Source organism: Brevundimonas sp. 01N35, assembly GCF_056399785.1.
Window position 1 is genome coordinate 16,979 of the sequence record NZ_JBFTRZ010000014.1, and the last position, 20,290, is coordinate 37,268.

Sequence of the window (20,290 nt, forward strand, 5' to 3'; positions counted from 1 at the left end):
CCGGGGTTATTGGGGCCATCATTGGCGTTGAGTCCCGCATGGCCCTTCCTAAAGACAATCGTACAGTCCTGATCGTCGGGGGCGGCCTGGCCGTCGTCGCGGCCGTGGCGGCCGCCCTGGTGTTCAGCGGTGGACGAGGCAAGCCGACCGAGCCGCCGCCGGCGTCGCAAGGCGGTCTGACCATCGATCTGGCCGAGGCGCCGTCGCTGGAGCCGGCGCGCGAGCTGCGTTGTTTCGTCAATGGCCAGTTTGTCGGACAGGCCACCCTGGCGGACTGCGCCCAGCGCAACGGCGTCGCCACCAGCGCTCTGGACGTAGGGCTGGACGCCACCGGCGCCCTGGCCGCTGCGCCGACCGCCGCCTTCGCGCCGCCGCCCCAGCTTCCGGCCAATCCGGCGGTCGAGCCCGCGCCGACCGATCATGGGACCGAGGTCGTGGAATCCGGCCGCCCGGCGCCGGCCGCCGCCACGGCCTGCCTGCGTCATACGGGATCGGAGTGGCGGTCGATCGGCAACGGCATGAGCATGGGCGCCTGTGTTCAGGCCCTTTACGCCGGGACATGCCTGCGTCCGGGTGAGGCCGAGTATGGACGCTGGGGCGACACGACCCTGCGTCTGGTCCCGCGTCGGGTCGAACAATCGAGCGACAACAGCCGCTTCCGCACCCTGGCCCAACAGGACCGCAACTGTCAGTTCCCGGAGCTGGGCCGATGAGCCGCAAGACCGTCGCTTCCGCCGTCGCCCTGGGCCTTGTGGGCCTGACCGTCGCCGCCTGCAGTCCGAAGGCCGTCCAGGCCCCGCGCGACGAGGGCGTCTGCTATCATGTCATCCCGGCCGAGGACGGCAAGTCCGCCCCCCAGATGAACGTCGTCGCCCGCGATCAGCCACAGATCGAATTCTGCGCCGCCCGACTTGAAGAAATGCGCCTGCGCTTCCTGCGCCTGGGCGGCAACAACCGCGACATGATCGGCGCCTATCAGGGGCAGTTCATCTTCATTGACCGGGGCGGGGTGGCCTTTGGCAAGACCCTGACGGGGCAGCGCTTCTTCGCCTTGACGCGGACCGGCGACGGCCGCCTGGCCATTCCAGGCGCCATCCAGCGCGAGATCGACGGTCGCCCCGTCGCCGTCGCCCCCAAATAGAATTCTCGCCCGCTCGGGCGTGAACAAAACTGGAACATTCCGTCGGGATCCGCTAGGGATCGGCGGCAAGAACATAAAAGGACATCGGTCATGGCGGGCAGCGTCAACAAGGTCATCCTCATCGGCAACCTGGGCAAGGACCCGGAAATCCGCACGCTGAACAGCGGGGATCGGGTCGCCAACCTGCGTATCGCGACCTCGGAACAGTGGCGTGACAAGGCCACCGGCGAGCGCAAGGAAAAGACCGAATGGCACGCGGTCGTCATCTTCAACGAGAACATCGTCAAGGTGGCCGAAAACTATCTGAAGAAGGGCTCGACCGTTTACATCGAGGGCTCGCTGCAGACCCGCAAGTACACTGACGCCCAGGGCGTCGAGAAGTACTCCACCGAGATCGTGCTGCAACGCTTCAACGGCCAGCTGACCATGCTGGGCGGCCGTAACGACAGCCAGGGCAACAACCAGGGCGGCGGCTATGGCAGCGGTGGCGGTCGCAACGACGACGACTACTCCTCGGGCTTCTCGACCGGCGGCGCCAACAAGCCCTCGGGTCCCAAGGAAAGCTACGACCTGAACGACGACATCCCGTTCTAAGGTCCGTTCGACCCAACGATCAGGCCGCGTCTTCCGAAAGGAGGGCGCGGCCTTTTTCTTGGCCACGGCGCCTTTGGGGGCGCAGGATCGTCATGCTCCGCTCATTCCGGCGGACGCCGGGATCCAGTCCTTTGGTCTCAGACTTGAGCCGTATGCCGACGTGGTGCGGGGGGCTCTCACTGGATCCCGGCGTCCGCCGGGATGAGCGGTTGGGGGGAAGCCTCGGGCCAGACTCGGTCAGCGGGCGAAGCGGCCCCGCGCGGCGGCGGCGCTCAGAGCCTGGCGGACGGCGGCGGTCAGTTCGGTCAGGGTCTGGACCTGTTTGACGCCGTAGGCCTGGGCCGTGATGTCGACGTTGCCCTTGCGCCAGAAGCCGTCGGGGGCCAGCACGATCAGCTTTCCGCCGCGTGCGTGCAGGCCCATTTCCAGCAGGCTGATGGGGCTTTGCGTGCCGGGCGCGAAATACATGACGATGACGTCGGCGGATTCCAGCGCGGCCAGTTCCCATTCGACCTGACGGCGGAACTCGGGTTCGTCCGACTCGGGGCGCCAGTTCGGGTTCCAGTCGGGGCGGCGGGGGTTCAGGATCACCACGTCCATGTCGGCCAGGGCCGAGGTCATCGCCGCCTGCCAGTCGGGCGCGCCGCCCATATCGATGCTGCCGCCCAGGAAGACCCGCGGGCGTCTGTCGTCGATGGGCAGGGGCTGAGGCGAGACCACGGCGGTCGGTCCCTTGGCGCTCTGCGCCAGCGCGGGCGCGGCGCTCAGGGCGGCGACGGTCATCATCAGGGCGGCCAGCGTGCGGTTCATCGATCCTGCCTCGTTTCGCGAAGTGGCGGGGGGCATAGCATCCCGTCGCGCACAGGGCAGGGCGCCAGGGTGGAAATGGGGATGGAAAAGAGCGGTCATCGAACGTGACGGGCCTTTCGCGCCCGCCTGTGGCATCAGGTCGCGGTGTCCTGCCAACGTCATTCCCCGCTCAGCCTGCTCGAGATCGGCGCCATCATCGCGGTGATGCTGATCTGGGGCGTGAACAACGCCGCCGCCAAGGTCGCGACCGAGGTCATGCCGCCGCTGATGGTGGGAGCCTTGCGCTTCGCCATCGCCGCCGCCTGCCTAGTCTGGTTCGTGCGGCCGCCCTTCCCGAACTGGAAGAGTCTGCTGATCATCGCCGTGGTGGGCGGTCCGATCCACTATGGGCTGATCTATCTGGCCTTCTGGCTGGCTCATGACGTCAGCCCGGTGACGGTCTCGACCCAGTTGTGGATTCCGCTGACCTCGCTGTTCGCCTTCCTGATGCTGGGCGAGCGGATCTCCCGGGTGGCGACAATCGGACTGGTCATCGCCTTTGTCGGTGTGGCTTGGATGACGCTGGACCCCCACGCCTTGCAGGACTGGAAAGCCATCATGGTGGGCGCCGCCGGCGCCTCGGCCTGGGCGCTGACGACGGTGATCGCGCGGCGCACCACCTCCATACCGCCGCTGAAGATGCAGGGGCTCTTGGCCCTGATGGCCTTCCCGGCCCTGACGCTCGGGTCGGCCCTGTTTGAGACGGGTCAGTGGGAGGCCGCGCAGGTCGCGCCGCCTCTGGTCTGGGGCACCCTGGTCTGGGCGGGGCTGATTTCGTCGGTGTTTGCGACCAGTCTGGTCTTCTGGCTGGTGCAGCGGCGCGAGGCGGGGCGGGTGACGCCCTACCTGCTGGGCTCGCCGATCGTGTCCATCCTGATCGGCTGGCTGTGGATGGACGATGTGCTGACGCCGCAAATCCTGACCGGCGCCGCCATCGCCTTGGGCGGCGTCGTGGTCGTGACCTTGGCGGAGCGCGGCCTGCGCGCGGGCGCCGCCAAGGCCTGACCGTCGATCTTACTGGGCGCCGAGGACCGCGCAGGCCACGCGGTCGCCCGCACCGCCGATGGGCTGGCTGCTGTGGTCGTCGGGATTGGCGTGGATCACCAGGGCCGAACCGTCGGCGTCCCACAGCCACTGGCCGGGACCGTCCTGGCTGATGCGAGCGCGGGTGGTGAAGAACTCGCCATAGGCCGAACCGTCGGCGGCGGCGTAGAGGTTGGGCAGGTCGCCGTCGTCAGGACCTTGGGGGTTCAGCAGGCCATGCGCCTTTTTCGGGTCGCCGTGGTTGATGTGGGCGCCGGCTGAGGTGAAGGGGGCCGCGCACTGGCCCGTGGCGTGGATGTGGATGCCGTGCCAGCCGGGCGTCAGGCCCGTGGCCTCGACCTTGATCAGCAGGCCGGTGGGCCCTTGCGTCAGGGTCGCCTGGCCGATTTCGACGCCTTGGCCGTTGATGATGACGGCCTGACCCGTCTGGCCCGGCGTGGCGCGCGCCATCATGGCGGCGTGGTCCATGCCGGTCTGGCCGTGGGCGGCGTGGTCCATGGCGGCGTGGTCATGAGCCGGTCCGGGGCTTTGCGCCGAGGCGCTTGCGGCGATCAGGGAGGCCGCGACGGAGGCGGCGAGGGCGGAGACGGTCAGACGCATGGTTTTCCTGTCCTTTTGGGCATGGGGATATCACCGGCGTTTCTTTGCCACCACGGTCCCCGGATGCTAGAAACCGGAATAGCGGATCACGTTCCGATTCCGGCCATTTAAAGCCTGATTTCCTTGACCGACGACAGCTACGACAACGCCGCACCTTCGGCGCCCGGCGACATCTCCATCATCACGATCGAGGACGAGCTGAAACGCTCCTACCTCGACTACGCCATGAGCGTGATCGTCAGCCGCGCCCTGCCTGACGCGCGCGACGGTCTGAAGCCTGTTCACCGTCGCATCCTCTATTCGATGCACGACCTGAACATGACGCCCGAGCGGTCGTATTCGAAGTGCGCGCGCGTCGTCGGTGACGTGCTGGGTCGCTTCCACCCGCACGGCGACGCCTCGGTCTACATGGCCCTGGTGCGGATGGCGCAGCCCTTCTCGATGGGTCTGATGCTGGTCGACGGTCAGGGCAACTTCGGCTCGGTCGACGGCGATATGCCGGCCTCCATGCGTTACACCGAGGCCAAGATGGCCCCGGCGGCGGTGGCCTTGCTGACCGACATCGACAAGGACACGGTCGATTTCCAGCCGAACTACGACGAGAAGGAATTGGAGCCCGTCGTCCTGCCGGCGCGGATTCCGAACCTGCTGGTCAACGGCGCAGGCGGCATCGCCGTCGGCATGGCGACCAACATCCCGCCGCACAACCTGGGTGAGATCGTCGACGCGGCCGTGGCGCTGCTGGACAACCCCGACATGGGCGACGAGGCCCTGCTGGACATCGTGCCCGGCCCCGACTTCCCCACGGGCGGCGAGATCATGGGCCGCACCGCGCCGCGCAATGCGCTGCGCGACGGGCGCGGCTCGGTCATCGTGCGCGGGCGCGCCACGGTCGAGGAGATCCGCAAGGATCGCGACGCCATCGTCATCACCGAACTGCCCTATCAGGTGAACAAGCAGACCCTGATCGAGCGCATCGCCGAAATGGTGCGCGAGAAGCGTCTGGAAGGCATTTCCGACGTCCGCGACGAGTCCGACCGTCTGGGCATGCGGATCGTCATCGAGCTGAAGCGCGACGCTTCGGGCGACGTCATCCTGAACCAGCTGTTCCGCTACACGGCGCTGCAAAGCTCGTTCGGCGTCAACATGCTGGCGCTGAACCACGGCCGTCCCGAGCAGATGGGCCTGCGCAAGCTGCTGGAGCTGTTCCTCGAGTTCCGCGAAGAAGTGGTCATCCGCCGGGTCAAGTTCGAACTGGCCAAGGCCCGCGACCGCGGCCACGTCCTGGTCGGCCTGGCCGTCGCTGTCGCCAATATCGACGAAGTCATTCACATCATCCGCTCCTCGGCCGATCCGGCGGAAGCGCGCGAGCGGCTGCAGGCCAAGTCCTGGCCCGTCGGCGACATGATCGCCCTGGTCGAACTGATCGCCGATCCGCGCTCCGTGCTGATCGACGGCGACAAGCTGAACCTGACCGACGAACAGGCCCGCGCCATCCTAGCCCTGACCCTGTCGCGTCTGACCGGCCTGGGCCGTGACGACATCTTCGGCGAGGCGCGCGGCCTAGCCGACACCATCCAGGGCCACCTGACCATTTTGTCGGATCGCGCCAACGTCATCGCCATCATTCGCGAAGACCTGCTGGTGGTGAAGGGGCAGTTCGCCGTGCCGCGTCGCACCCTGATCGGGGAAGGCGATGCCGAGATGGAGGACGAGGACCTGATCCCGCGCGAGGACATGGTCGTCACCGTCACCCACGGCGGCTACGTCAAGCGTGTCGCCCTGAACGCCTATCGGACCCAGCATCGCGGCGGCAAGGGCAAGTCGGGCATGACGATGAAGGACGAGGACGCCATCACCGGCGTATTCTCGGCTTCGACTCACACGCCGGTCCTGTTCTTCGCCACCAACGGCAAGGCCTACAAGCTGAAGACCTGGCGCCTGCCGCTGGGCAACCCGCAGTCGCGCGGCAAGGCCTTCGTCAACCTGCTGCCCATCGAGCCGGGCGACAGCATCATGAACGTGCTGCCGCTGCCCGAGAACGAGTCGGAGTGGGACGACTACGACATCATGTTCGCCACCCGGTCCGGCGACGTACGGCGTAACAAGCTCAGCGACTTCGCCACGGTGAACCGTGCGGGCAAGATCGCGATGAAGCTGGAAGACGGCGACCGCATGGTCGGCGTGGCCATCTGCAACGCCGAGGACGACATCCTGCTGACGACCCAGCTGGGCCGGGCCATCCGGTTCAAGGCGGACGACGTGCGGGTGTTCAAGGGCCGGGATTCGACCGGCGTGCGCGGCATCCGTCTGCAAGCCGGCGACGAGGTCATCTCCATGGCAGTCCTGGGCCGCGTGGACGCTTCGCCGGAAGAGCGCGCCGCCTACGTCAAGCACGCCAACGCCATGCGCAAGGCGACGGGCGAGCACGAAGACGAAACCCCGGTCGAGGCTGACGATGAAGCGGTGGCTGACGCCGCCCTCAGCGTCGAACGCATCGCCGAACTGGGCGCGGCCGAGCAGTTCATCCTGACGGTCACGGAAACCGGCTTCGGCAAGCGGTCTTCGGCCTATGAGTATCGCCGCACGGGTCGCGGCGGGCAGGGGCTGACGGCCCACGGCCTGGGCGGTCGTGCCGGCACGCGTCTGGCCGCGGCCTTCCCGGTCGAGGACTCGGACGACCTGATGCTGGTCACCGACGGCGGCCAGATGATCCGCACCCCGGTCAGCCAGGTCCGCATCGTCGGCCGGTCCAGCCAGGGCGTGACCATCTTCCGCACCGGCAAGGACGAGAAGGTCGTCTCGGTCGAACGCCTGCCCGACTCGGGCGCCGACGATGACGCCGACGGCGTGGGCGAAACCGCGATCGAAGAGGGCGGCGAGGGCTGAGTCTAATCCTCCGCTCATCCCGGCGGACGCCGGGATCCAGTCCTTTGGCGTCAAGTGCGGCGTCGACCAAGGGCGAACGGCGGCGCGAATTGCTCTCACTGGATCCCGGCGTCCGCCGGGATGAGCGGAGGTTTGAGGTTTGCATGACGGCTGAAATGCAGATCGACGGCCGGCCCGCCAGCGCCGCCGACCTGGGCCATTTCGCCCTGTCCAACTACGGCGCCTTCACCTCGATGCAGGTGGAGGGCGGCGGGGCGCGGGGCCTGGACCTGCATCTGGCGCGGCTGGAGGCCGAGGCGGTCGAACTGTTCGGCGTCGCCGTGCCCGAGACGACGCTGCGCGACCGGATGCGACAGGCGCTGGATGGGCGTTCGGGCCGGTTCAGTCTGCGGATCAACCTCTTCTCGGACGCCGTCAGCCTGCGTGCGCCCGGCGCGATGGTCGAGCCGCGCGTTCTGACGACCTTGTCGCCGCCCGCCGCGCCGCTGACCACGCCTCTGCGTCTCCAGACTCAGGTCTATGCGCGCGAAGTCCCGCATCTGAAGCACCCCGCCACCTTCGGTCTGACCCGCGCGCGGCGTCAGGCGGTTCTGGCCGGGTTCGACGACGCCCTGTTCGTCGACGCCGACGGACGGATTTCCGAAGGTTCCATCTGGAACATCGGCTTCGTCCAGGGCGAGACGGTGGTCTGGCCCGAGGCGCCGATGCTGGCGGGGACGGGGCAGGCGCTGCTGGAGCGAGGGCTGACCGACGTCGGGTTGAGGTCTGAACGACGGGGCGTGAAGCGAAGCGACCTGGCCCGGTTTGACGGCGCCTTCATCTGCAACAGCGCCACGCCCGCCTGCGCGGTCGCCTCCATTGATGCCCACGACTTTGCGGATGACCGCAGCCTGGTTCAGCGATTGGCGACAACCGCATTCAGCCAACCGCTGCAACCGCTCTAACGCGTGTAGCTTGACCCCTGTCCTGTTCGTCCCATCATCATCGCGGGCAGGGGAGAAAAACGATGAGATCGGGACTTTGGCGCGGGTTGGCCTTGGCGGCGCTGAGCCTGGCGGGATGCCGAACGGCGCCGTCGCCGCCCGTCGTGGCTGAGGCGATCACCCCCTGTCCGAAGCTGGAGGCCAATGTGGTCTTCTCCTGCTGGTGGTCGGGCGATGATCGGCCGCTGAGCCACTGCGTACTATGGAAGGACAATGCGCCCGGTTGCGGCCTCGCGCCCAAGGCAGTCGCCTATTTCAATCGCGGCGCGCCGGGACACAGGGACGAGGGGTATCGTCCGGACGGAGGCTGGATGGGCATCTCCATCTTCGAAGATGAACTGGGGCGTGTGGGGCAGCGGTCGGAGAGGTCCACAGGTGAGCGTTTCCTGAGCCACCATTCGGAATCGCCGCTGATCGTCGCGGCTCGTGAACCCTTGCCGCCGCGCTGGCCACGTTGGCCGGCGGGACTGGAAGGCGGGCCCGAACAGCGGAGACCGCAATAGGGTCGACGTGGGGGTCGGCGTTGCTCGTTCAAAACCCGGTTATGACCGCGACGCTTGACCTGTTCCGGGTCCGTCGCACCTGCTAAACCGACGCGATGATGGGGAGCGACACCATGCGGATCGGGCTTTATCCGGGCACCTTCGACCCGGTGACCAACGGTCATATAGACATCATCGGCCGGGCCGTGAAATTGGTGGACCGCCTGGTGATCGGGGTGGCCCAGAATGACGACAAGGGGCCGCTGTTCACAACGGCCGAGCGCGTCGAAATGATGAAGGCCGAGGTCGCGCGTTTCGACGCCGATATTCAGGTGCGGCCCTTTTCCAGCCTGCTGATGCATTTCGCGGAAGAGGTGGACGCCAACGTCATCGTTCGGGGGCTGCGCGCTGTCGCGGACTTTGAATACGAGTTCCAGATGACGGCGATGAACCAGCGCCTCAACAGCGACATAGAGACCGTGTTCCTGATGGCCGATCCGCGCCATCAGGCCATCGCCTCGCGGCTGGTGAAGGAGATCGCCCGTCTGGACGGCGCGATCGAAAGCTTTGTCAGCCCGGCGGTCGCCGCCCAGGTTCGCGCCAAGGTGCAGCGCTAGATTTCAGGATACCGAATGAACCTCAAGATGCTTCTGGCCGCTGCTGCGGTCTCGATGATCGCGGGCGGCGCGGTCGCTCAGACCGCAGAATGGCGCACGGTTTCGCCTGACAATCTGTTGGTGATCGACACCTCCAAGGGCCGGGTTCTGGTCGAACTGGAGCCGCGCGCCGCGCCGAACCACATCGAACGCATCCGCACCCTGACCAATCGCGGCTTCTATGACGGGCTGAAATTCCACCGCGTCATCCCGAACTTCATGGCCCAGACCGGCGACCCTGAGGGCACCGGCGCGGGCGGCAGCGATCTGCCCGACGTCAAGGGTGAGTTCAGCTTCCGTCGCGGGCGCGACAGCGGCTTCGCGCCGGTCGAGAACAGCGGCCCGGGCCTGCGCGGGATCATGGGCAGCTTGCCGATCACGACCCAGCCGGACGCGCAGATGTTCGTCACCGCCGACTTCAAGACGACGGCCAGCGGCCTGTTCTGCCCCGGTGTGGCGGGAATGGCGCGGGCGGGATCGCCTGACAGCGCCAACAGCCAGTTCTTCCTGATGAGCGGCCAGAACGACAACCTGAACGGCGGCTACACGACCTTCGGCCGGGTGGTTCAGGGTCTGGACGTGGTCAAGGCGTTGAAGGCGGGCAGCGACGCCGAGGACGGCAAGGTCGCCAACCCGGATGTCATGACCAAGGTGCAACTGGCTTCGGCCCTGCCGGAGAGCCAGCGCCCGACCGTGCGCGTGGCCGTGCCCGGTTCGGCCGCCTTCAACACCGCTGTCGAGGCCGCCCGGGCCGCGCGCGGCGCCCAGTTCGGCATCTGTGACGTGCAGCCGGTCGTGCAGATCGCCGGCGGCTGAGTTTTCTGATCGGGGGAGGGGACGACGATGCGCTTTTCAACGGGTCTGGCGGCGGCGGCCGTCATGATGCTGGCCGGTCCGGCGGCGTGGGCGCAGGAGGCGGCGCCGGCTTCGACCGCGACCTTCGCCGCGACGGAGTGGCGCACCGTTCCGGCCGAGAACCTGCTGGTGATCGACACCAACAAGGGCCGCATCCTGATCGAACTGGCCCCCGAGATCGCGCCGGGCCATGTCGAGCGCATCCGCCTGCTGGCGGGGCGCGGCTTCTATGACGGCCTCGTTTGGCACCGGGTGATCGACCAGTTCATGGCCCAGACGGGCGATCCCCTGGGCACGGGCGACGGCCAGAGCCCCTATCCCGACCTGAAGGCCGAGTTCATCTTCCGCCGCGACGGCCAGACGCCGTTCACGGCGGTGGCCGCGCCCGCCGGGGCGGCGCTGGGCTTCCTCCATTCCCTGCCGGTCCAGACCCAGCCCGACGCCCTGATGGCCACGACGGCGGATCACAAGGTCCACGCCTGGGGTCTCTACTGCCCCGGCGTCGCCGGCATGGCCCGCGACGAGGCGCCCGACAGCGCCAACAGCCAGTTCTTCCTGATGCGTCAGCCCTATCCGGCGTTGGACAAGCGCTACACCATCTGGGGCCGTGTCGTGGCGGGGCTGGACGTGGTGCGGGCGCTCAAGGCCAGCCCCAATCCCGACGGCATCGTCACCGGCCCTGACCGCATGACGCGGGTGCGTGCGGCGTCCGACCTGGCCGAGGCCGAGCGGCCGACGGTTCAGGTGCTGGATACGGCCTCGGCCCGGTTCCGCTCTCTGGCGGACGCGGCGCGTCAGGCCAAGGGCGCGGACTTCTCGGTCTGCGACATCGACCTGCCGGTTCAGGTCGCCGGAGCGCCCGCCGCCTGATCGGCAGAGCCGGAGCGGCCCCGGCGACGGCGTCGGCGGGGTTTCTGCCGGTCTTCGCGCATCCGTTGCAGCAGCAGACCTTCGCGCAGGCCCCGGTCGGCGACCCGCACGCGCTCGCACGGCCAGGCGCGCTGCACCGCTTCCAGAATCGCTGCGCCCGCCAGCACCAGATCGGCGCGGTCAGGGCCGATGCAGCTTTCCGCCGCCCGTCCCGAGGGACCCAGGCCCTTTAGCCGCAGAGCCGCCGCCTCGCAGTCGCCGCGCGTCATCCACAGGCCGTCGACCAGATCGCGCTGATAGCGGCGCAGGCCCAGATGGATGCCGGCCAGGCTGGTGATGGCCCCCGACGTGCCGACCATATGCACCCGCCCGCTCTCGAACAGGGGGCGCACTGAGGCGTCGTTCGGTCCCCCGGCGGCCAGATGTGCGCCGACGTCGGCGACCATGGATTCGTACCAGGTCTCGGTGTCGTCGGACGGCTCAGGGTGGCGTTCGGCCAGGGTGACGACGCCCAGCGGCGCCGACATCCAGCCCTTACTCTCGAACCCGCGCGCGCCGCGCTTCATCCAGGACAGTTCGGTCGAGCCGCCGCCGACGTCGATGACCAGAACCGCCTCGGCCTTGGGATCGAACAGGTTCAGGCAGCCGGCGACCGATAGGCCGGCTTCTTCCGCCGGGTCGATGATCTTGAGTTTTAGCCCGGTGCCGCGACGGACCCGTTCGATGAAGGCCTGGCCGTTGTCGGCGGCGCGGCAGGCCTGGGTGGCGACGGCGGTCAGGCGGCTGGCCTCCAGACCCTTGCGGGCTACGCGCTCGGCGCACAGGGCCAAGGCGTCATAGGCCCGGTCCATGGCGCGGTCGTCCAGTCGGCCGGTGCTGGACAGGCCTTCGCCCAGACGCACGATGCGGCTGAAGCTGTCGACCACCCGAAATCCGTCACGCGCCGGGCGCGCGATCAGCAGGCGGCAATTATTGGTCCCCAGGTCGAGCGCGCCATAGAGGGGCGCATCACGACCGGAAGCCCCCGAATCGCGGGACTTCGTGGGCAGGGACCTCGCGTCGCGCCGTGCGGGCGCGCCAGGGGTCTCCGGCATGGGCCGAGCTTTCATGTGGGCGGTCCAAAACGGCGCCCGTCCCGATCAGCGTAAACCGGGAGCAACGGCCACGCCAAGTCCTTCCTGTCGGAAAGATGAACGGATCGCGATGCATCCGCTTCAACTTGCGGAGCGTATTGGATGCAGCATGACCCAGGTTCACACAGCCCGGTTCGGCCTCGGACAGATCGTCCGGCATCGCGACCACGCCTTCCACGGCCTGGTCATGGATGTGGACGCATCCTACGCAGGCCCGGCCGAAGAGACCGGCGTGGTCGCCAGCGATCAGCCCTTCTACAGCATCCTCGTCGCCGACGCGGCAGGCGGCCTTATCGCCTATGCCGCCGAAGAGGCGCTGGAGGCCAGCCCCGAGTCCGAGCCGCTGTCCCCCGACGACGAGCGACAGTGGTTCACCATCGACTCGCACGGTCGCCACGCGCCACGCTCGCAAACGCTGCAATAGCCGTGCGTGACGGCGGCCCGACGGCGCGCTAATCTACTCCCAACGGCCGTTAGAGCCGAGAGGAGCGTTCCCATGTCCGATTTCGAACACGTCTTTGAAGCGCCGCCCGAAGGCGCCGCCGCCGACTGGACCATCCCCCAGAACTGGGGGGCCTATACCGACGTCGAGCACGAGACCTGGAACACCCTCTACGCCCGGCAGATGAAGATCCTGCCCGGCCGGGCCTGCGACGCCTTTATGCGCGGGCTTCAGGCCCTGGACCTGAACATGGGCGGCATCCCCGACTTCGCGGTGATGAACCCCAAGCTGCAGGCCCTGACCGGCTGGACCGTGGTCTGCGTGCCCGGCCTGGTGCCTGACGATGTCTTCTTCGACCATCTGGCCCATCGCCGCTTCGTCTCGGGCCAGTTCATCCGGAAGCCGGATCAATTGGACTACCTGCAGGAACCCGACATCTTCCACGACGTCTTCGGCCACGTGCCGATGCTGACCGACCCCGATTTCGCCGCCTATATGGAGGCCTACGGCAAGGGCGGGCAGCGAGCGGCGTCGCTGGGGATGCTGGACAAGCTGGCGCGGCTGTACTGGTACACGGTCGAGTTCGGCCTGATGCAGGACCCGGCCGGGCTTCGCATCTATGGCGCGGGCATCGTCTCCTCGGCGACTGAGAGCGTCTTCGCCCTGGAGAACGCCTCGCCCAACCGCCTGGGCTTCGACCTCGAGCGGGTGATGAAGACCCTCTATCGGATCGACGACTTCCAGCAGGTCTATTTCGTCATCGACAGCATTGACGAACTGAAGGCCGTGACGCTGCAGGACTTCGGCCCGATCTACGCGCGGCTGAAAGGGGCGGAGGACCTGCCGATCGAGATCGTTTTGCCGAGCGACAAGGTCTTCACGCGCGGGACGCAGGCCTATGCGGCCAAGGGCGGGCGGTTCGCGGCCTGACGGAAGGCGCGCGGAAAAAACAGAGTCCAATTCGTCTGAATCGTCTGAAATCCTCCGCGGCGGTGGTCGGGAGGCCATGATGGGGCGAGGCGGCAGGAGGGCGAGGGAAAGCGTTCGGAACGCACGAAAACCCTGTGATTTTCCGGGATTGGAGCGCCGAGTTATGACGCCTCCCGCGATCCTCCACCGCTATGGTCTGCCTTCTCCCCCTGGGGGAGAAGGTGTCGTGCGGAGCATGACGGATGAGGGGGGCGCCGGCTTCGGGCTGAACCTTGTGTCTGTATCGAACCTACCCCTCATCCGAGCGGCTCCGCCGCCCACCTTCTCCCCCCAAGGGGAGAAGGATCATTTGGGCGTATCAGCATCAGCCCCTCTGGAACGGATAGAAGTCGCCGCCCAGGTCGAGGATCCGCGTCAGTTCGTCCAGGGCGCCGCGCGTCTCGTCCAGCAGGGCGGGGTCGGCCAGGTCGCTGGCCGTCAGGGTCTCGCGATACCAGCGCGTCGCCCAGGTCGAGAGGCGGGCGTGCAGGGCGTCGGTCATCCGCATGGCGGGGTTGGTCGCGGCCAGTTCCTCGTCGGTCAGGACGACGCGCAGACGCAGGCAGGCGGGGCCGCCGCCGTTGCGCATCGACTGGCGCACATCGACGTATTCCACACGACCGATGGGGCCGTTGGAGGCGGCGAGGCGTTCGGCGACTGCGTGGCTGCGGGCGTTGTCGCGCGTCTCGGTCGGGCAGATCAGGGTCAGGCGATCCTCGCCCGGAATCTGGATCAGCATGGAGTTGAACAGATAGGAGCTGATGGCGTCGGCCAGCGGCAGGTCGGCGGTCGAGACCTCGACGAACTGCGGCTCGAACAGGCCGTCGGCGGCGCGGCGGATGGCGGCCTTGGTCGCGTCCGTGTCTTCGAAGGCGAGTTCGTGGAAGAAGAGGGTGTCCAGGGCGCCGACGCAGACCACGTCATTGTGGAAGGCGCCCCCCACGATGGCGGCGCGCGACTGCTGGGCCAGAACCGGGCGACCAGCTTCGTGGCGGCGGACGACGGCTTCGGACGCTTCGCGCGTCTGCCGGGCGGGGAAGCGGCCGTCCCAGGGCGCGAAGGCTTCGCGGCCCCAGACCAGCAGATTGACCCCGCGCGCGCCGTGGGAGGCGCAGAGGCGGACGTGGTTGGCGGCGCCCTCATCGGCCAGATGGGCCACGGCGGGCAGGGCGTCATGGACGGCGAACCGGGTCGCGTCGGGGAAGAGGGCGTCCAGCGAGCGCTTCGTCTGGTGATGCTCCAGCGAGCGGTGCAGGTTGGTGTGCAGGTTGGCGGGGGTGAAATGCACCCGGCCGTCGGCGGCGTCGGCGCTGGGCGTCACCGTCGCGGCGTTGGCGGCCCACATGGGCGAGGCCGAACAGGCGGCGGCGGCAAACGCCGGGGCATCGCGCCAGGCCTTGGCCAGGACGGTCTTGTCGGAGCCGGTGAAGCCCAGGTGGCGCAGGAAGGGGACGTTCGGCCGTTCGTGCGGCGGCAGGACGAACTGGGGCAGGCCCAGGTCGGCCAGCCGCTTCATCTTGTCGAGACCCTGCAACACCGCCGCGCGCGGGTTCGACGCCTCGCCCTTGTTCAGGCTGGAGGCGAGGTTGCCCGGCGACAGCCCCGCATAGGAGTGGGTCGGCCCGATCAGACCGTCGGCGTTGGCTTCGATGGCTTGGGTCATGATGCTCACGAGCCCTCCCCCTCGAGGGGGGAGGGTTGGGTGGGGGTGTTGTCAGGAGGGGTGTCGGTGGGGCGCGGGAGGCGGGGCGGCGCCTCTTGCGTCAGAGCGTTCGATGGAGCGGCCTTACGCCATTCCCCGACCCCTTCACCCGCGAGGGGAAGGGGGGCTTTGAGGCGGATGGCTTGGGTGATTTCTGCGACGACGGCGTCGAGGTCGTGGGGGATGCGGCGGCTGTCGATGCGGAGGACGCGGTAGCCCTCGCTGGCCAGCCATTCGTCGCGTTTCAGATCACGCAGGGCGACGTCGGTACGGTTGTGGACGCCGCCGTCGACTTCGATCACCAGCCGTGCGCGGAGGCAGGCGAAGTCGGCGATATAGGAGCCGATCGGGGCCTGGCGCCGGATGCGGACGTCCAGCTTGCGAAGGCGTTCCCAGAGCTTGGCCTCGGTCCATGTGGGGATGGTTCGAAGATGGCGGGCGCGGGTGCGTTCACGCGGGGCGATGCGAGATGGGGTGGTGAAGGGTGTGGGCCCGCTCATTGGGCTGTCCGGTTCAGGGGCGCACGGAGCCTCCTGCGCATGGGAGGGAGATGGTGTGGGCGCACCCCCTCCCAACCCTCCCCCCTCGAGGGGGAGGGCTTTTGTGTGCGGGGTGAAGCGGGGTGAGAGGAGGTCAGTGTAAGCCCTTGATCTCGCTTTCGATGTTCTTGACCGCGCCGGCCTCGAAGCTGGCGACCGGGTAGGCGCAGTAGTCGGCGGCGTAGTAGGCGCTGGGGCGGTGGTTGCCGGAGGCGCCGAGGCCGCCGAAGGGCATGTCGCCGGCGGCGCCGGTGGTCGGGCGGTTGAAGTTGACCACGCCCGCGCGGATGCGGTTGATGAAGCGGTCCCAGTTCTTCGCATCGTCGCTGACGAGACCGGCGGACAGGCCGTATTTGGTGGCGTTGGCGGCGGCGATGGCGGCGTCGAAGCTCGGGACGCGGATGACTTGCAGGAAGGGGGCGAACATCTCTTCGTCCAGCACGTTCAGGCCGGTCACGTCGATGATGGCCGGGCGGACGAAGGCGCCGGGCAGATTGTCCACGGGGCCGGAGGCGCGGATGACCTTGGCGCCCAGGTCGATGCGTTGCTGCAGGGCTTGCAGGGCGGCCTGCGCCGCCTTTTCCGAGATCAGCGGCCCGGCGTAGGGCTCGGGATCGCTGTCCCAGGGGGCGAAGTTCAGGCGGTCGGACAGGGCGGCGACGGCCTCGACGACAGCGTCGCCGGCGGCGCCTTCCGGCAGGATCAGGCGGCGCGCGCAGGAGCAGCGCTGGCCGGTGGTGACGAAGGCGGACTGGACCACGATGCCGGCCACAGCCTCGGCGTCACGTGCGTCCCAGACGACCAGCGGGTTATTGCCGCCCAGCTCCAGCGCCAGGATGACGTGGGGATCGTCGGCGAACTTGCGCCGGAAATGCGCGCCTGCCGCGCCCGAGCCGGTGAACATCAGGGCGTCGATGGGCTGATCCAGCAGGGCGGCGCCGGTGTCGCGTCCGCCTTGAACCAGGTTGAACACGCCCTTGGGCAGGTCGGCGGCGTCCAGGCATTCGGCCATCAACTGGCCGGTCAGGGGCGTTTCCTCGGACGGCTTGAACACGACCGTGTCGCCCGCCAGCAGGGCCGGGACGATGTGGCCGTTGGGCAGGTGGCCGGGGAAGTTGAACGGGCCGAGCACGGCCGAGACGCCGTGCGGGCGGTGGCGCAGGGTGGCGCGACCGAAGGCGGTGTCGCTGCTGCGTTCGCCAGTGCGTTCGTCATAGGCGCGGATCGAGATGTCGACCTTGCCCGCCATCGAGGCCAGTTCGGTCTTGGTCTCCCACAGGGCCTTGCCGGTTTCGCGGCTGATGGCCTCGGCCATTTCGGGCGCGCGCTCTTTCAGCACGGCCTGATAGCGTTTGACCGCGTCGATGCGGTCTTGACGCGGGCGGTCGGCCCAGTCGGGGAAGGCCGCGCGAGCGGCCTCGACGGCGGCGCCGACCTGTTCGGTGGTGGCGGCCTCGCCTTCCCAGACGGTTTCGCCGGTGGCGGGGTTGGTGGAGACAAAGTGGGTCATGCGTTTTCTCCCCTTCTCCCCTTGCGGGAGAAGGTGGTCGCGTCAGCGACCGGATGAGGGGTTGCGACGACGTCTGCGAAGGCGTTGCAAGGATACAGGGTGGACGTCGCGGCGACACCCCTCATCCGACCTGCTTGGCAGGCCACCTTCTCCCGCAAGGGGAGAAGGGAACTCATTACGACTTCACCCGAACCGTGGCGCCGTCCTTGATATTCAGGGCGGCGGCGACGTCGGGGGTCATGCGGGCTGTGTCGCCGTCGACCAGGACGCGGGCGCGGACGGCGCGGAAGGCGGAGACGCTGTCGGTCGAGACCAGGCTGGGCAGGTCGACCTCCACCGCCTTCTCGATCCGGGCGGTCAAGACGCGGGCGTCGCGCACGGTGCGGATATTGTCGCGGCCGCAGGCCACGGTTGGCCCGGCGTCGAAGATGTCGATCAGGCCGTTGGGGCGGAAGCCTTCGCTTTCCAGCAAGGCCATGGCCGGCACGCCCTGCGGGTGGACCTTGCCGATCACGGCGCGGGCGGGCTCAGGCAGCAGTTCGACATAGATGGGGTGGCGCGGGGCCAGATCGAGGATGAACTGCTTGTCGGTCGAGCCGGTCATGCGATCGGCGTCGTCGAAGTCCATGGGGAAGAACTTGTGCGCCACATGGTCCCAGAAGGGGCAGTAGCCGTCGGGCGTGAAGACGCCGCGCAACTCGGCCAGGACGTTGTCGGCGAACAGTTCCGGCTGGGCGCCGATCAGCATGTAGCGCGACTGGCTCAGCAGGCGCCCGGCGCCGCCCTTGCGGCGGTCGGCCTTCAGGAACAGGGAGCCGACCTCGGTCCAGCCGGTGCACTCGTTCACCAGCACCAGGGTCTGTTGGGTCATCTTCACGCCCAGCGACGGCGACTGGACGGTGTTGTTGACCACGCGGAACGAGAAGAAGGGCCGCTTCAGCCCCACCGTCGCCTTGACCGAGCCGATGCCGTCGATGTCGCCCGTGTCGCCGTCTTCCAGCATCAGGGTGTACCAGGCTTCCTCGGGCGGGACGCGCCCCTGGAAGCTCTTCTGGCTCAGCTCCAGCCGCTCGCTCAGGACGTCGGCGTCTTCCGGCAGGCTGGTGAAGCCCGGGCCGGACAGGATGGCCAGTTCAAGCAGGTGATGGAGGTCGGCGGGGCCGGCAGGGCGAACAACGAGCATCGGTTACAGGGTCTCCAGTCGGAGCTGCTTCAGTTTCAACGCGTCAATCTCGCCGGAGGCGATCTTGCACAGGATCAGGGCCGACAATTGCGCCCGTTCGACGAAGCTGGCGGGCCAGGCGAACTCCTGATCCGAATGGATCTCGCCGCCGACGACGCCGAGGGTGTCGACATTGGGCAGGCCCGCGGCGTGCAGGTTGTTGCCCTCGCAGACGCCGCCCGATGGCTTCCAGGCGATGGTCTGGCCCAGCAGTTCGCCCGCGTCGCGGACGGCGTGGAACAGGGCGGTCTGGCTGGCGTCCATCGGCTTGGGCGCGCGGGTCATGCCGCCGTGCAGGTCCAGGGTCAGGCCGGGGAAGGGGGGCTCGGCGGCGATGGCGCGCACCGTGGCGTTGATCCAGTCGGAGGCCGCCTGATCCGGCACGCGGACGTTGAAGCGGACCACGGCGTTGTCGGCGACGACGTTCAGCGCCCCGCCGCCGGCGATCCTGGCGACATTGACGGTGACGCCCTCGCGCTGGCCGTTCAGGGCGTGCAGGCGGGCGGCGATGATGGCCGCGCCCGCAACCGCATTGGCGCCCTCATGGAAGGCGCGGCCCGCGTGGGCGGCCTTGCCCGCGACGATCAAGTGGAAGTTGCCGCTGCCCTTGCGTTCGCCGGCCAGCGTCCCGTCCGGCAGGGCGGGCTCATAGGTCAGGCCGATGTGGCCGCGCGCGCCGAGGTCAGCCAGCAAAGGGGCCGAGGCGGGCGAGCCGATTTCCTCATCGGGGGACAGCAGCACGGTCCAGCCGAGGCGAGCCTTGTCCGGGTGGGTCTCGAAGGCTTCGAGCGCGGCCAGCATGACGCTGATGCCGCCCTTCATGTCGGCCACGCCGGGACCGTTCAGGGCGCCGTCGGCGCGGGCGACGACGGTCTGGAAGGCGCTGTCGGCGGGAAAGACGGTGTCGTAATGGCCGGTCAGGACGACCTGGATCGGAGCCTCGGGCCGGGCGGTGATCTTCAGACAGTCGGCGTAGGATTCAGGGATCACGGCGCCGCTGTCGGCCACGGTGGTCGAGGCCTGGGTCGGCACGCGCACCACCTCGGCGGGCAGGCGACGCGCCTCGGCCTCCAGCACGTCCAGCATCCGCGCCAGACCGGCGGCGTTGCGACTGCCGGAGTTGATATTGGCCCATGCGATGGTCCGCGCGACGATCGCGTCGCCGCGCGCCGCAACATGGTCGAGCACGGCCTGGTCGTGGGGTTCGATCCGCATAACAGCGACCCTAGACGCGGCCAGACCAAAGGTGAAGGCGAGGCTGTTTCTCGCTCACGGGCTTGGGAAATGGGGGCGGCGCGGGATAGGTTTGCCGCCGCATTCTAGGAGTCGCGCATGAACCGTCGTTTCGTCTTCCCCAATCCGTTCGGTCCCGTCGATTCGGGTTCGACGGCGGCGGCGATGGCGCGCCTCAGCGGCTGGGGCTTCTGGCTGTGGGCGGCGGTAGGGCTGATGCAGGCGGCTCTGGTCTGGTTCAGCCCTGACGCCGGTCAGGCGGCCTTCCGCGGCGCGACGACGGGGTTCGCGGTCTTCTTCGCCGGGGCCGCCGCCGTTCTGGGCCTGATGCAATGGCGTCGTCCCAACCGAGTCATGCCGGTCTTCGGCCTGGCCTGGGCGCTTTATGAACTCAGTTCCTTCGGCGTCAGCCTGCTGGTCGGCGCGCCGCTGGGCGTGGCGGGCGTGCCGGTATGGGGCAGCGCGGTGGCGGCCGTCGCCATGCTGGTCTGCGCCGTCCTGCACGTCGGCGGCCTGCGAGGCTCGGCGGCGCTGGCGCGGCACGACCTCAAGGCCTAGGTGAGGGCTTCAGACAGGA

General features: G+C 68.3%; 21 protein-coding genes. 13 read left to right on the plus strand and 8 right to left on the minus strand.

Going from position 1 to position 20,290, the window contains the following annotated elements; all coding sequences use genetic code 11:
- The first annotated feature begins 38 nt into the window (after positions 1-38).
- From AC1DJ5_RS13330 to ssb, 3 genes are all read left to right on the plus strand, one after another.
- Positions 39-713, plus strand: a complete 675-nt coding sequence (locus AC1DJ5_RS13330; protein ID WP_477020924.1) for a hypothetical protein — start codon at positions 39-41, stop codon at positions 711-713.
- Positions 710-1,141, plus strand: a complete 432-nt coding sequence (locus tag AC1DJ5_RS13335; protein ID WP_441454908.1) for a hypothetical protein — start codon at positions 710-712, stop codon at positions 1,139-1,141. Before AC1DJ5_RS13330 ends, AC1DJ5_RS13335 begins: the two co-directional genes overlap by 4 nt.
- Positions 1,142-1,231: 90 nt before the next feature.
- The gene (gene ssb / locus AC1DJ5_RS13340; protein WP_441454907.1) at positions 1,232-1,735 is read left to right on the plus strand and encodes a single-stranded DNA-binding protein; all 504 of its coding nucleotides are present in this window, start codon (positions 1,232-1,234) and stop codon (positions 1,733-1,735) included.
- Between the two features lie 237 nt (positions 1,736-1,972).
- Here ssb and AC1DJ5_RS13345 read toward each other — a convergent pair whose 3' ends face one another.
- Positions 1,973-2,545 carry a nucleoside 2-deoxyribosyltransferase domain-containing protein gene (locus tag AC1DJ5_RS13345; protein WP_477020925.1) on the minus strand — a complete coding sequence of 191 codons (573 nt, stop codon included), beginning with the start codon at positions 2,543-2,545 and terminating at the stop codon, positions 1,973-1,975.
- A gap of 144 nt (positions 2,546-2,689) precedes the next feature.
- On the opposite strand from AC1DJ5_RS13345, the gene AC1DJ5_RS13350 reads away from it, so the two are divergent.
- Complete coding sequence (locus AC1DJ5_RS13350) at positions 2,690-3,589, plus strand: DMT family transporter (protein WP_477020926.1); 900 nt, start codon at positions 2,690-2,692, stop codon at positions 3,587-3,589.
- Positions 3,590-3,598: 9 nt separating this feature from the next.
- On the opposite strand, the gene AC1DJ5_RS13355 is transcribed toward AC1DJ5_RS13350, so the two are convergent.
- On the minus strand, positions 3,599-4,126 hold the full coding sequence (locus AC1DJ5_RS13355; RefSeq protein ID WP_441455009.1) for a superoxide dismutase family protein: 528 nt from the start codon (positions 4,124-4,126) through the stop codon (positions 3,599-3,601).
- 225 nt (positions 4,127-4,351) lie between these two features.
- Here AC1DJ5_RS13355 and gyrA point away from each other — a divergent pair, with 225 nt between their 5' ends.
- The 6 genes from gyrA (at position 4,352) to AC1DJ5_RS13385 (ending at position 10,963) form a co-directional block, all read left to right on the plus strand.
- Entirely contained in the window at positions 4,352-7,117 is a 2,766-nt protein-coding gene (gene gyrA, locus AC1DJ5_RS13360; protein ID WP_477020927.1) for a DNA gyrase subunit A, read from the plus strand.
- Between the two features lie 143 nt (positions 7,118-7,260).
- A complete protein-coding gene (locus AC1DJ5_RS13365) occupies positions 7,261-8,061 on the plus strand; it encodes an aminotransferase class IV family protein (protein ID WP_477020928.1) in 801 nt (266 codons plus the stop codon).
- A gap of 62 nt (positions 8,062-8,123) precedes the next feature.
- A complete protein-coding gene (locus AC1DJ5_RS13370) occupies positions 8,124-8,603 on the plus strand; it encodes a hypothetical protein (RefSeq protein ID WP_441454902.1) in 480 nt (159 codons plus the stop codon).
- A gap of 113 nt (positions 8,604-8,716) precedes the next feature.
- A complete protein-coding gene (gene coaD / locus AC1DJ5_RS13375) occupies positions 8,717-9,199 on the plus strand; it encodes a pantetheine-phosphate adenylyltransferase (RefSeq protein WP_477020929.1) in 483 nt (160 codons plus the stop codon).
- A 15-nt stretch (positions 9,200-9,214) separates the two neighbouring features.
- Complete coding sequence (locus AC1DJ5_RS13380) at positions 9,215-10,054, plus strand: peptidylprolyl isomerase (protein ID WP_441454900.1); 840 nt, start codon at positions 9,215-9,217, stop codon at positions 10,052-10,054.
- A 27-nt stretch (positions 10,055-10,081) separates the two neighbouring features.
- Positions 10,082-10,963 (plus strand): peptidylprolyl isomerase, encoded by an 882-nt coding sequence (locus AC1DJ5_RS13385; protein ID WP_477020930.1) that lies wholly within the window; start codon positions 10,082-10,084, stop codon positions 10,961-10,963.
- On the opposite strand, the gene AC1DJ5_RS13390 is transcribed toward AC1DJ5_RS13385, so the two are convergent.
- Entirely contained in the window at positions 10,936-12,057 is a 1,122-nt protein-coding gene (locus tag AC1DJ5_RS13390) for a Ppx/GppA phosphatase family protein (RefSeq protein ID WP_477020931.1), read from the minus strand. The two genes, AC1DJ5_RS13385 and AC1DJ5_RS13390, sit on opposite strands and share 28 nt — an antisense overlap.
- Before the next feature lie 148 nt (positions 12,058-12,205).
- On the opposite strand from AC1DJ5_RS13390, the gene hspQ reads away from it, so the two are divergent.
- The gene (hspQ, locus tag AC1DJ5_RS13395) at positions 12,206-12,520 is read left to right on the plus strand and encodes a heat shock protein HspQ (RefSeq protein WP_441454897.1); all 315 of its coding nucleotides are present in this window, start codon (positions 12,206-12,208) and stop codon (positions 12,518-12,520) included.
- A 72-nt stretch (positions 12,521-12,592) separates the two neighbouring features.
- Complete coding sequence (gene phhA / locus AC1DJ5_RS13400) at positions 12,593-13,468, plus strand: phenylalanine 4-monooxygenase (RefSeq protein ID WP_477020932.1); 876 nt, start codon at positions 12,593-12,595, stop codon at positions 13,466-13,468.
- A 364-nt stretch (positions 13,469-13,832) separates the two neighbouring features.
- Here the strand turns inward: phhA and astB are convergent, their stop codons facing one another.
- From astB to AC1DJ5_RS13425, 5 genes are all read right to left on the minus strand, one after another.
- Positions 13,833-15,170, minus strand: coding sequence for an N-succinylarginine dihydrolase (gene astB / locus AC1DJ5_RS13405; protein ID WP_477020947.1), 1,338 nt, complete (start codon positions 15,168-15,170; stop codon positions 13,833-13,835).
- Positions 15,171-15,175: 5 nt separating this feature from the next.
- Positions 15,176-15,709: an endonuclease domain-containing protein gene (locus tag AC1DJ5_RS13410; RefSeq protein WP_477020933.1), complete on the minus strand. Its 534-nt coding sequence runs from the start codon at positions 15,707-15,709 to the stop codon at positions 15,176-15,178.
- A gap of 133 nt (positions 15,710-15,842) precedes the next feature.
- On the minus strand, positions 15,843-17,258 hold the full coding sequence (gene astD / locus AC1DJ5_RS13415) for a succinylglutamate-semialdehyde dehydrogenase (protein WP_477020934.1): 1,416 nt from the start codon (positions 17,256-17,258) through the stop codon (positions 15,843-15,845).
- Positions 17,259-17,433: 175 nt separating this feature from the next.
- The gene (locus tag AC1DJ5_RS13420; protein ID WP_477020935.1) at positions 17,434-18,441 is read right to left on the minus strand and encodes an arginine N-succinyltransferase; all 1,008 of its coding nucleotides are present in this window, start codon (positions 18,439-18,441) and stop codon (positions 17,434-17,436) included.
- 3 nt (positions 18,442-18,444) lie between these two features.
- Positions 18,445-19,695, minus strand: coding sequence for a hydrolase (locus AC1DJ5_RS13425; protein WP_477020936.1), 1,251 nt, complete (start codon positions 19,693-19,695; stop codon positions 18,445-18,447).
- A gap of 117 nt (positions 19,696-19,812) precedes the next feature.
- Between AC1DJ5_RS13425 and AC1DJ5_RS13430 the strand changes: the two genes are divergently transcribed.
- A complete protein-coding gene (locus AC1DJ5_RS13430; RefSeq protein ID WP_477020937.1) occupies positions 19,813-20,271 on the plus strand; it encodes a hypothetical protein in 459 nt (152 codons plus the stop codon).
- Positions 20,272-20,290: the final 19 nt, after the last annotated feature.